Raw genomic sequence first — 13,108 nt, 5'->3', positions numbered from 1 at the left:
AGAGTATGAAGGGAAAAATTTATTCAATAGTTTCAGGAATTTATGAAATAAAAAACAGTGATAATTCAACTATTTTGATTCCTGGGAGTGGTAAACTTAGATTCAATAATTTAGTTCCATTAGTCGGTGATTATGTTGAACATGATAGCAAAATGATTTTGAATATTTTAGAACGAAGAAACAATTTTATTCGTCCTAAAGTTGCAAATGTTGATCAAGTCATTATTGTTATGAGTTTAAAAGAACCTGAGTTTAGTTCATTTTTAATGGACAAATTTCTTTCAATAATTGAATTTAAGGAAATTAAACCGATACTTTTCTTTACTAAATCTGATTTAGTAAATGACTTTTACTGATATGAACAATATCAAAGGTGTGGGTATGAAGTTTATTTAATTAACAATAACAGTGATTCAAACTTAAGTGAAATTAAACAGATTTTTAAAAACAAAACAAATGTTTTTTTAGGTCAAACTGGGGTTGGAAAAACCACAACTATTAATAGATTATCAAACAATAATTTTCAAACTCAGCAAATCAGTAAAGCATTAGGACGTGGAAAGCACACTACTAGAGTAGTCAAAATTATAGAATTTAATGATGGAGAATTAATCGATACACCAGGTTTTAGTTCATTAGATTTAGATATAAACTCTCTTGAACTGGCACAAAGTTTTGATACCTTCAAAAAATATTTTCCTGACTGTAAATACCGTTCTTGCTTGCATATTAATGAAAACGTAAATGATTGTGAGATCAAAAAGCAAATCGATATTTCAATACCGAAATGAAGATATGAAAATTACTTAAAATTAAGCAAAGAAACAAAAAAGGAGAGATGAGATGAGTAAAAAATTCGTTACCCCTAGTTTATTAAATGTTGATGTAGATAAAAGAGTTGATATGGCAAATACACTCATTGATAATGGTGTAAGTTGAATTCATTATGATGTAATGGATGGTAAATTTGTACCAAATTATGCTATCACACCCAAAGAGATAATTAATATTTCAAAAAATAGCAAAGAACACTTTAAGGATGTACATTTGATGGTCGAAAATCCAACTGATTATATCGAAGAACTAAAAGACTATGTTGATGTATTTACTTTTCACTACGAATCTCTTGATGAAGAAGTTTTATTAGATTGATTGGAAAATAAAAATAATCATTATTGTAAAATTGGTTTAGCAATTAAACCAAATACAGAAATTGAAGTAGTCGAAAAATTTGCTAAATATCTTTCATTAGTTTTAGTAATGTCAGTTGAACCAGGTAAGGGTGGACAAAAATTCATCGATAGTGCTTATGAAAAAATTCAATATCTTAAAAAATTAAGAATTGATAATGGTTATGATTTTTTAATTCAAGTAGATGGTGGAATCAACAACATTACTGGGCCAGAATGTTTTAGATATGGTGCAGATGCTTGTGTCGCTGGAACATTTTTGGTTGCAAACCCAACAAAAGAGCAAATTAAATCAATTTTGGGAAGAAGATTTTCAAAATAGGGTAAAAGTTTTATAAATCAACCAATTAATTTAAAATAATGCTAGTGATTTTATATTTTTAGGTTATAATTCTTTTGCTTGGAACAGTACTCAAGAGGCTGAAGAGGCGGTCCTGCTAAGACTGTAGGGGAGGCAACTCCCGCGGAGGTTCAAATCCTCTCTGTTCCGCCATTTTTTTATTTAAAAAAATGTATAAATTAACAAAATAATTGAATTAAAGAACCATATAATAATTTATAATTTAATAACTATTTTAAAAGGAGAAAAAATGGCAAAATTCGTTGATGAAGTTAAAGTTATGCTACAAGCAGGAAAAGGTGGAGATGGAATTATTTCATTCCGTAGAGAAGCTCACGTTGATAAAGGTGGTCCAGACGGTGGAGATGGTGGAAATGGTGGTGATGTCTATTTTGTTGGTGATTTAGGAAAAAATACATTATTAAGTTTCTACAAAAATAAGCATATCATTGCTGAAGATGGCGTTAAAGGCGGACCAAAAAATCTTTATGGAGCAAATGCAAAACACACTTATATAAGAGTTCCAATTGGAACATTAGTTTACAATAACAATAAATTAGTTGCTGATGTTATTTTGCCTGATACTCCTTATTTAGTTGCCAAAGGTGGAAAAGGCGGAAGAGGAAATACTAAATTCAAAACCTCTAAGAATACCGCACCTCGAATTTGTGAAAACGGACTTCCAGGAGAAAAATTTGAAGCTAAAATAGTTCTTAAAATTCTTTCTGATGTTGGTGTTGTAGGGAAACCTAGTGCAGGTAAAAGTACGTTCCTTAATGCTATTTCAAATGCAAAAGCTAAAGTTGCTGAGTATGAATTCACTACATTAGTACCACAATTAGGAATGGTTGAATTTTATGAAAATAGCTTTACTGTAGCTGATTTACCAGGTTTAATTAAGGGTGCTAGTTTAGGTAAGGGTCTTGGTTCACGTTTTCTTAAACACATTGAAAGATGTAGGGTTATTGCACATATCATAGACTTTGGTGACCCAAATAAAGATCCTATTAATGACTACTTAACAATACAAAAGGAATTATTAGACTGTAATCTAAAACTTGAATTAAAGCCTCAATTAATTATTGCTAACAAGTCTGATTTAGAAAACTTTAGAGAAAATGTTGAAAAATTCAAAAAGAAATTTCCTAATATTACACTAATTGAAATTTCAGCAATAAATCGTGAAAATATGGACTTAGTTAAAAAAGTATTATGAGAAATGATTCAAAAAGAAACTATGAAACCTATTGAAGAAGAAGCACAAGAAATCGAAATTAACTATGAAGCTCCTTACAATGTTATTTCTCCTTATTATGGTCACTTTGAAGTTTATGGACCAAAAGTTTTGGAATTATATAATAAAATTCCATTAAATTCATATGATAATTTATTAAGATTTAATAATATTTTGAAAAAAATTGGTGTATGAGAAGCATTGATTAAATTAGATATTAAACCTGGTGATACTGTTAATATTTATGAATATCAATTCCAATGAGAAGAAGAGTAATCTTCTTTTTTTATTCTATTTTATAGCCAAAAAGGTAAAATTAAAATGTCAAATAATATTTAATTAAGAATACAAATTGGAGAATAATGAAAGTAAATAAAGATTTGTGAAATTGAACAAGAAAACCAAATTATTTTAATATTTCTGATGAAAAAATTGAAATTATATCAGAACCTAAAACTGATCTATGGCAAAGAACTTATTATCATTTTAGAAATGATAATGCACCCTTATTACAAATTTCAACAAGTGAAAAATTCTTTTCTTTCACAGTCAAAACTCAATTCGATTCAAAGCATCGTTTTGATCAATGCGGTATTATAATGTACTTAGATTCAGAAAACTGAATAAAAGCTTCAATTGAATATGAAAATGAAAAATTTCAACACCTAGGTGCTGTTGTAACAAATAACGGTTATTCAGATTGATCAACTACAGAAATAGATGCAAACATTAAAAGTATGTGATACAGATTAAGCAGAAGAGAAGATGATTTTAAGATAGAATGTTCAATTGATGGAAAAGAATTTAAACAAATGAGAATCTGCCACATTAATAAAGCTACAGATAAAATAAATTTTGGTATTTATGCCTGCAGTCCAGAAGATTCAAGTTTTAAAGCAACTTTTACAAAAATGGAAATTACTGAGTGTAAATGATTAGCACATGATGGGCAACAACCAGATAAATAGACAAAATAAAAAGCAGAACTTTTTTAAGGTTTTGCTTTTATTTATTTTTAAATGCATTTTCTAATTCATTAAAATCTAAATCTGAAGTGGAACTCAATTTTACATTCGCTTTACTAAAGTCTTCCTTTGAATTATTTGTAATAGCTACTGAAAAGATTTTAGCTGAATGAATTGATTTAAGTCCTTCAACAGAATCTTCAATACCAATACATTCATCAGTATTTAAGTTTAATCCTTTTGCAGCGGCTAAGAAAATATCAGGAGCAGGTTTTCCTTTTTCTATGTTAGCAGGATTAACTATAAAATCAAATTTATCATAAATACCTAATTTTTCAAGTATAACAGGAGCATTATAACTACTTGAAGCAATTGCAAGTTTAACATTTGCTTTTTTAGCATCATCAATTAACTTACTTATTCCTGGTAAAATGGAATCTTTTTCCAATTTTTCCGAAAGAAATGATTTATATAATTCATTTTTTCTTGTACACAAATCATCTAAAATAACGTCTGAAGGAACTGGTACGTTTTTTAATTTTAAGATTGCTAATAAAGTGTCTTTTCTTGGTAAACCTCTAAGACCTTCATTTTCTTCTTCAGTATAATTTATACCCAATTCTTGAACAATTTCCTTTCAAGCTAAGTAATGTAATTTTGCCGTGTCAGTAATTACACCATCAAGATCAAACAAGATACCCTTAAGCATGTCTAACCTCAAATTTAAGTTCATCATTTGTTAATTCAACCAATGAATTTCTAACTCATAATTTAACACTTTGACCTTGTTTTACGGTTCTAACAGTAAAATGATCCTTATTAACATTTACTTCAATCAATGTATTTAAATAACTAAATTTATATCTTAATTTACTTCAATTTTCTGGAAGAATTGGATCAAGAGTAATTTTATCATCATAGTATGAGAGACCACCATAACCAAAAACAATCATTTGTCAAATAGCCGCTAAACTACCTGCATGAATACCAGCATCAGAAGAGTGCATATTTTGTCCCATATCAATATCCAATGCATATCTAAATAATTGGTAAGCTTTTGACATTTTTCTTAATCTAATTGCTTCAATTGCATAAGTTGCAGCACTTAGTGAAGAATCATGTGTTGTGATTGGTTCATAATATTCAAAATTTGCTTTTCTAGTTTGATAATCGTACAACTCAGGCATTAAGTATGTAAGTAAAACTACATCAGCTTGTTTTACTAATTGAGAACAAAGACGCTTATGTCCTTCTTTAGTACTAAATAATTTTTTACCAGCATCTCCTAAAAGTTGGAAAGGAGTTACATCAATTCTAGGTAAAGCTAAAAATTGGTCATTTTCAGCAATAATTAAATCTTTATTAGGATTTTGTTGTTTTAATTTTTGTGAAACTTCTTTTAATTTATCAACATTAATTGCATAAGGAATTTTAGATTCGATTTCTTTAAGAAGTTGAGGGTTACTTTTACTTAATTTTTCAATATAATTAAGCGCTAAGTCGATATTATATTTAGCAAGTCGATTTATGTAAGCGTTATTATCGATATTACCTTTATATTCATTTGGTCCCATTACATCATTGATTGAATAAGTTCCATCATTTTGTTTTTCAGCTCTATTTGAGTAGAAAATTGCAGTATCAATAATCATTTCATAACCCATTGTATCCATAAATTGTTGATCTTGAGTTATATTGTAATATTGATGAATTGCAAAAGCTACATCAGCTGAAACGTGAATCTCTTGTCTTCTTGAAGCAATCGGAACTTGTTTTCCACTAACAACATCAGCTTGACCTCAATATGGACAAACTTCACCGTCAGTTGGTCATGCCATTTCTCAAGGATATTGTGCCCCTTCTAAATTACTTTCTTGTTCTCTTAATTTAACTTCTTTAGCTTTACTACGAGCTGATTCAATTCCTCTATATCTATAAGTTAATAAATTACGAACAATTTTTGGTTCAGTAAAAAGATAATTAGGGTTAATGAAAAATTCAGTATCTCAGTAAGTGTGGCCTTGATATCCTTCTCCAGAAAGTCCTTTAGCTCCAACATTTAAGAATGTAGAATGTTTTGGAACAAAACTGTTTAAATGGAAAATACCAAAGTCTAAAGCTAATTTTTCATATTCAGATTTTTCATCACCAACAATTTCAACATCAAATTGATTTCAAACTTTTTCATTCATTTTTTCAATAGATTCTTTTTTAAGTGTTTCATAATCACTTTGTTGTAAGAATTCTAGTTTAAGATCAGCATTTTTAACAACTGTTTCATCACTTAAAATTTCATTAGCATCATCGATTGAAGTGTGAACTGACATTAATTTAAATAATTCTAATTTATCTCCATTTTTAACGTTTGCTTTGATATTAAATCTAATTAGTCTACGCTTAATTTCGATGACATAATCATCAGTACCACCTTGAATTAATTCTCCGTTAATCAAGAATTTAGTAACTAAGTTATGCACAACTAAACGTTTACTAAAAGTTGTTTTTTGTTGCATTCTAAGCGAAGTTTGAGTTGGTCTTAATTTTGAACCTTCACTAAAATGTTGTGTTCCACTATTAGTTACAGTAGCATCAATTGAAGGATAAAGACGTATATCTACATTCTCTTTATTATTTAATTCTAAAACTTCAATAGTAATTTTTTGCCCATAAACATTTAAGTCACTTTGTGAAACAAAACGTTCAAAGTTAAGTTTAAATGTTCCATAGCTACGTTTAGCAATTATCTCTCTAGTTAAAATTCCTTTTTTAATGTCAAGTGTTTTTTTGTAAATATCGTTATTTTCAATTTGAAAAACAACTCCATTTAAGGAGATTGTGTTTGTCATTAAATCAGCAAGATTAGCTAGTTCGCTAACTTCATCTTCACTGTCTTTATTAAAAATACCATTTACAAAAAAGTCTTCTTTATTAAACACTGATTTTTCTTCATCCGCACTTCTTATTCCTAAGTATCCGTTTCCTAAAGAAAAAATACTTTCGGTTTTAGCTGTAACATTTGGATTGAAAATTTCTTGAGAAATAACTTTATTTTTTGTATCGTATTTTAAATAATTCATTTTTTAACCTTTCAAAATCATGATTGACTCATATGGTCTTAAATATTTTTCAGAATTTTTATTGTCAGAGTAACTAGATAAAATTAATTGACCATTTACTCTTTCAAAATTTAACTCATTTGCAGTCATATTAATGTAAAAATACATTGTTTGACCATTTAATTCACGAATAACTTCAATTGCACCATCTTTCTGTAAGTTAACTTTTGCAGTTCCATTGATAAATAAATCGTGGAATTTTTCGGTTCTTAAGTTAATTAAAGTTTTGTAGAAATTAAAGATACTTTCAGGATCTTTTTTATCGTTTTCAACGTTAATTTCTAGTGCACGATTACAATTTTTGATTCAAGTTTTTGCTCCAGTATTGAACCCAGAGTTAATTGAATTATCTCATTGCATAATTGCACGACCACTATCACGAGAGTTAATGTTACATCATTTTAACATTTCACTTTCACTGTATATTTTCTTTTGATCGACTAATTCAGCGAACCCGTTGTGGATATCACAATCCATGAATTCTTCACGTTTAGAGAAAATATTATTTAGTAAACCTATTTCTTCACCATAATAAATACATGGAATTCCTTTAGCTGACATTAATAAAAGTGCATGAGTTTTAGCAGATTCTTTTCTAAAGAATGTTTCAGATCCTCAACGACTTACACTTCTTGAAGTGTCATGGTTTGATAAAAAGTTTGTAATCATTCAAGGTTTAATTTGGTCATTTTCTTGAAATTCTTTAAATTGTTTAGCAAAGTTACGGTAATTTCAGTTGGCATCGTAACCATTTCTTCCTGTTCTACCTCAACCTATTCATCATCAACAGAAATTGTAGAAATTATCAGATACTTTATCTTTTCCTGAACCATACTTAATTGTTTCTTCAACGTTAATTCCGCTTGATTCACCTAAAATAAAGGCATCTTCTTTACCTCTAAGAGCAACTTTATTAAACTCTTTAAGATATTCTACTGCACCTTCACATCAAGCAAAAGCTGGGTTAGAATCTATGTTATCGAAGGTTTTTGCAATGTGTTTAATAGCATCAAAACGGAATCCTCTAACACCTAAGTTGTATCAGAAGTCGATAACACTGCTCATTGCTTTAATTGTATCTGGGTGTGCTCAATTTAAGTCCACTTGTTCTTTTGCGAATAAGTGAAAGTAATATTTATTAACTGATGGAACAAATTCTCAGGCACTTCCACCAAAAATACTCATTGCTTTTTGTTCTTCGGTGCTTAATTTTTCTCTTCAAATAAAGTAATTGTGTTCCTTGTTTTCAACTGATTCACAAGCTTTTTTGAATCAGTCATGTTCATTTGACACGTGATTTAAAACAATATCCATAATAATATCAATACCTTTTTCTCGTGCTTTAGTTGTCATTTCTTTAAAGTCTTCAAGTGTTCCAAATTTACTTCAAACATTTTTATAGTCTAAAACATCATATCCAGCGTCAACAAAGTTTGTATCATAAATAGGACAAAGTCAAATAGCATTACATCCAAGTTCTTTAATATAATCTAATTTAGCAGTAATTCCTTTAAGATCTCCATCTCCGTCATTGTTTGAGTCATAAAATGATCTAGGAAAAATTTGGTAAATTACTCTATCTTCTAATTTTATTGTTTTCATTATTTCTCCTTTAAGATAAGTGAGGTGTGAGGTGTTATACGTTTTTTATCACCTTTAAACTTGATTTTGTTATCAAAAACAACATCATAATTACTCATATCGTAAATATAATCCTGTTCTGAAAAATTGTGAGCAATTAAGTAAGCTTGTGAATCATACTTAATTTCATAAATTAAAATTCCTTCGTTTTCATCGACTACTTTTAATTTAACATTTTTGTAAACTTCTTCAGTTGATAAAGTGAAAATTTTACTTTGGTTTCTAAATTTATTTAATTTAGCAAAGAAATCAAACACATATTCTTTTACATAGTAATTCTTAAGATGATTTCATTTTAATGAATTAACAAAATCTGTTGTTTTATAACTATTAGGGTGATATCTGTTTGATTCAGGTTCATCATTTAATTCGTCATAATAATTACTTTCAATAGTTCTTTCAAAATCCATACCACTTCTATCAGCTGGTTTAGATTGAAGCAATTCAGTACCTGCTAAGTGTAGAATTCTTCCTTGAGTAGTTGCAGTCATAATTAAAGCTTGTCTATATCTTTGAATTCTTTCTAAAAAGCTTAATTCAGTTGTTGAAACATTTAATTTATCTCAAAGTGTAAAACCATCATGACAAGCATTGTATTGTAAATTCATATCTACATTAGAACAGAATAGGTCATATGCTTTATGACTGTAAGGATAATTTTTAAAGTTGTAATCAATTAAGTTACCTACGACTGAATTGACATAAGAAAGAAAATATCCTTTAGTAAAATCTGCGAATAAACCTTTATCTTTAGAGTGATCTGAACCTTTAATTGCATTTCTAGTTGTATCATTAAAGTAAGCAAAATTAATATCATTAGTTAAAAAACCTTTAACATAATTTTTCTCATAAGCTAAATCAGTAAATGATCAAGCTTCTCCGTGAAGAACAACATTTTCTTTTATTTTACTTAACTCTTGATAAATAATATCAGTTGTTTCTTTATCAATGAATGAAGAAAGGTCAAAACGATATCCATCAACATCAAAATATTCCATAAAATATTTTAGAGAGTCAACAATTAATTTTCTAACCATAAATCTTTGTGAAGCAAGTGGAGGATAACTTACTGGATTAACCTTAGATTCATTTCTAAAATAGTACCCGGGTAAAATATCATTTAATGTATTATTTGTAAATAAATGATTATAAACTACATCCAATATAATTCCGATATTATGTTTATGTGCATCATTTACAAAATCTTTGAATTCATAAAGTCTAGCATATGGATCATGAGGATTTGATGAATATGAACCATTAATACTGAAATAGTTTAACGGATCATAACCTCAGTTGTAGTTTGTGTTTCATTTTTGACCATCATTTTTATTTAACTTTTTGATATTTGTTTCATCCAAAGTATAGCAACTATGAATTGGTAAAAGTTGTAAATGATTAATCCCAAGTTCATTTAGATATTCGAATATACCTGCTTCTCTAGCTGCGTTAAAAGTACCAAAACGACTCTTCAATTTATTTTGATCAAGACTTGAAGTATAATCACGAATATGCAATTCATAAATATTTGTCTCTCTTGGTAATAAACCGCTATTTCATCTTGCTGAATTACTTTTAATTTTTTCAATATCTACAATAGCACTTTTAGCTTTTAATTCTTCTCCACCGTCTCATTTAACTGCAGAAAGTGAAAAAGAATATGGATCAGTAGCTAATTTAGTCTGATTTTCGTTTTCAACTTCATATAAGTAATATTTTCTTTCATAACTTTTGTCTAATGTTATTTCTCAAACATTAGAATTTTTGTTCATATTTAAGATTTCAATTTCAGTTTTATCTTCTGAATTTTCATAAATATAAATTCTTACATTCTTTGCAAATGGTTGTCATAACTTAATAGTAAATTTATTATCTTTAAAATGTACTCCTAAGTCATCACCTTCATAAAAATATGTCTTATCTAAGTTATCAAAATCAATTAAATTTTGAGTTAAAAATTCATTATTTTTCATAGCCAAATAATTATATAAAAGTTAATTTATTAAACTTAAAATAAGGCTTAATTCTTGAGTGGTCAATTGTGTAGATCCTACTAGTTTATAAGTATTTTTGTAAAAAAATCATTAGTTTATAGCAACTAATGATTCAATGAAAATTCTTGGTGATAAAAAGTAAAATATTCTGGTTTAATATAATATTTTCCAGCTATAGAAATGCTATCTTCATCATAACCATAAAATGAAACAACAACTAGAAATTCATGATTGAATTTGTTAACTTTTTCGTAATTTAATCTATAGACAATGTTTGTTAGTCCATCTGAATTATTTAAGTAGTCGATCAAACTCTTATTCTCTTGAATTTCGGTTTCAGGATTGACATATCTACCAGAAATATAAATTTCTCCTTCAGCAACTAGTTCACCTTTTTTAAAATATTCTTTTTGAAATTTTTCAACACCATTAACAAAAATAATTTGATTATTTATTATTCACTCTGGTAATTCAAAATTTCTTGTTCTTAACTTGACTGTTTGTTTGTCACAACCAATTAAATAAGAAACTGGTTTAATCAAATTATGGAAGTTTTCAGCTACAAAATGTCCTCTTTTACTAATAGAGTAAATTGCTCCTAATGCTTCTAATTTTTGATAGGCCGCAACCACAACAGATCTAGAACAATTAAACCTCATCATTAAAGCATGTTCAGAAGGCATAATTTTATTTGTTGGAATTTTTTTACTTTGAATTAATTCCATTAAGTAATTTATTATTTGTTGAGTTTTCTTTACAGGTTTATTCATATTAATTATATTTTACAAAATTTTTATTTATTTTCTTGTTAGTTTATATAATACACAACTATTTTTAGGTAAATTCACACCTCAAGAATGATCTTCTACTTTGAAAGAGTATAATGTTTTAAAATGATATTTTCTTGAAATTTTACCCATTCTTTTATTAGTATTTAAGTGATTGTTAAATGCAAAAAGTAAAAATTCATTACTATTTTTATTCTCACTTCTAACAATAACACTACTATAGTCATCTGCATCAACGAAATCAAAGGGATCATGAATTGTATTAGGATCAGTTTTTTTAAGATAAGTGTTATTTTGTCTTATTTCATTCATTAATGAAATCATTTTATAAATTGAATCTTCTTCGTTGATTACATTTTCAACTTTGCCTATTGTAGAAGAAATATTTAAAAATACATTAGCATGACTTGCATCAATTTTCTTTTCAACAATAGCACAGTTCTCATTTTCGTTAATTCAATTTAGTGGTTCTCTTAATCCAGGATCATCAAATATTCTCGTTGAGTAATAACATAATTCATCTGCATAATAAATAATTGGTTTGGCCGGTAACATTAATAATTGTAAAAGAGCTATTCTTTGAGCATCTTTTTCATCACTAGTTAAATTAGTAAAATACTCTTCTGAATCAGCAGAAATTTTTGAAACTTCACGACGATAAACATCTAATCAACGATTGGTGTCGTGGTTTTCTAAAAACGGTACTCAAACACTATCTTTAGAAGTTTTTTGATACATTTCACAAATATCTAAAAGTTTTTTGTAATCTACCCTTGTATCAACATGGTCTTTAAAATGTTCTCCACCATCATAGATAGTATTTAGTGAAGTTTTATTTTTGTAAGTTAAATATTCCATCGCTTTTCTATGATCAGCAAGTCATTCACCAATCATAAATACTTCATTCATATTATATTTTTCAGTTATAGAATTTGAAGCTTCTCTAAGCATTCTAAAAATTTTAGCTTCATTAAAATTGTTTTTTGTTTCAGATTCACTACTAAAAAATTCTGAAAAAGCATCATATCTAAAACCATCAACCCCAATTTTTGTTCAAAATTTTTGAATTTCACATAACTGTTCAATGACATCAGGATTATCAAGATTTAGATCAGGCATCCCAGCTCAAAATCTACCAATGTATTTTTTGTTTGTTCCTCCAAGAGGAGTATCTAAATTAGGGTATCTTCTTCTGTGTGATTCAGAATCAACTCTTAAATCTTTATCGCTTGGATCACGATCAAATTCATAATATTCTTCAAATTTTTTATTGTCAAATAACGCCTCTTGGAATCATGGGTGTTCATAAGAAGTGTGATTAAATACTAAATCAATATAAACTTTAATTCCACTATCATGTGCTGAACTTAAAAATTCAATAAAAGCTTTCATTCCTCCAAGTTGTTCAGCAACATCGCAGTAATTTAGGACTGAATATCCGTGATATGAAGTTGCAGGGTGAATCGGACTAAGAAGTAAAGTATCTACACCGAGATTAACAAAATAATCTAATTTGTTTTTTAGTCCTATTAAATCACCAATACCATCGTTATTTCCATCAGCAAAATTGTATATTAGTACTTGATAAATAACTCCACTACGTTTAAATTCTTTTAATGGACGAGCCATAGGCGCATCAATCCATAAATTTCTATAGTCTAAAGTTTTTTTGTATCCGTATTTTTTATTATCTCAATTCGCTATATTTTTAGCATTTTCATTTAATTTTTTGTCGTAGAATTCGACTGCATATTTTGATAAATTTTTCATGATTAAATTTTATCAATAACTTTTATCCTTTTATTTTTAATCTTGACACGTTAAGAAAATAAAAGCTGAC

General features: G+C 28.0%; 10 protein-coding genes and 1 tRNA gene. 5 read left to right on the top strand and 6 right to left on the bottom strand.

The annotated features are described in order from the left end of the window. Window positions 1–5: 5 nt before the first annotated feature. From rsgA to FOY43_RS00400, 5 genes are all read left to right on the top strand, one after another. On the top strand, window positions 6–851 hold the full coding sequence (rsgA, locus tag FOY43_RS00420; protein ID WP_146308507.1) for a ribosome small subunit-dependent GTPase A: 846 nt from the start codon (window positions 6–8) through the stop codon (window positions 849–851). Next, window positions 844–1,512, top strand: coding sequence for a ribulose-phosphate 3-epimerase (locus FOY43_RS00415; protein ID WP_146308505.1), 669 nt, complete (start codon window positions 844–846; stop codon window positions 1,510–1,512). Before rsgA ends, FOY43_RS00415 begins: the two co-directional genes overlap by 8 nt. An 80-nt stretch (window positions 1,513–1,592) precedes the next feature. Then, window positions 1,593–1,683, top strand: a tRNA-Ser gene (locus FOY43_RS00410). Window positions 1,684–1,780: 97 nt separating this feature from the next. Next, entirely contained in the window at window positions 1,781–3,040 is a 1,260-nt protein-coding gene (gene obgE, locus FOY43_RS00405) for a GTPase ObgE (protein ID WP_146308503.1), read from the top strand. Window positions 3,041–3,126: 86 nt separating this feature from the next. After that, window positions 3,127–3,732: a DUF1349 domain-containing protein gene (locus tag FOY43_RS00400; protein ID WP_146308501.1), complete on the top strand. Its 606-nt coding sequence runs from the start codon at window positions 3,127–3,129 to the stop codon at window positions 3,730–3,732. Window positions 3,733–3,769: 37 nt separating this feature from the next. Here FOY43_RS00400 and pgmB read toward each other — a convergent pair whose 3' ends face one another. The 6 genes from pgmB to FOY43_RS00370 form a co-directional block, all read right to left on the bottom strand. Beyond that, a complete protein-coding gene (gene pgmB, locus FOY43_RS00395) occupies window positions 3,770–4,438 on the bottom strand; it encodes a beta-phosphoglucomutase (RefSeq protein ID WP_162847746.1) in 669 nt (222 codons plus the stop codon). Beyond that, complete coding sequence (locus FOY43_RS00390; protein WP_146308499.1) at window positions 4,431–6,806, bottom strand: glycosyl hydrolase family 65 protein; 2,376 nt, start codon at window positions 6,804–6,806, stop codon at window positions 4,431–4,433. Before FOY43_RS00390 ends, pgmB begins: the two co-directional genes overlap by 8 nt. Before the next feature lie 3 nt (window positions 6,807–6,809). Further along, on the bottom strand, window positions 6,810–8,447 hold the full coding sequence (locus tag FOY43_RS00385) for an alpha-amylase family glycosyl hydrolase (RefSeq protein ID WP_146308497.1): 1,638 nt from the start codon (window positions 8,445–8,447) through the stop codon (window positions 6,810–6,812). Then, a complete protein-coding gene (locus tag FOY43_RS00380) occupies window positions 8,447–10,459 on the bottom strand; it encodes an alpha-amylase family glycosyl hydrolase (RefSeq protein ID WP_236094570.1) in 2,013 nt (670 codons plus the stop codon). Before FOY43_RS00380 ends, FOY43_RS00385 begins: the two co-directional genes overlap by 1 nt. Window positions 10,460–10,584: 125 nt before the next feature. Next, a complete protein-coding gene (locus tag FOY43_RS00375; protein WP_146308495.1) occupies window positions 10,585–11,250 on the bottom strand; it encodes a winged helix-turn-helix domain-containing protein in 666 nt (221 codons plus the stop codon). 27 nt (window positions 11,251–11,277) lie between these two features. After that, window positions 11,278–13,038: an alpha-amylase family glycosyl hydrolase gene (locus FOY43_RS00370; RefSeq protein ID WP_146308493.1), complete on the bottom strand. Its 1,761-nt coding sequence runs from the start codon at window positions 13,036–13,038 to the stop codon at window positions 11,278–11,280. Window positions 13,039–13,108: the final 70 nt, after the last annotated feature.

This window comes from Mycoplasma anserisalpingitidis (genome assembly GCF_007858495.1).
Classification (GTDB): domain Bacteria; phylum Bacillota_I; class Bacilli_A; order Mycoplasmatales; family Metamycoplasmataceae; genus Mycoplasmopsis; species Mycoplasmopsis anserisalpingitidis_A.
This window is presented reverse-complemented; position numbering and strand designations above follow the sequence as displayed.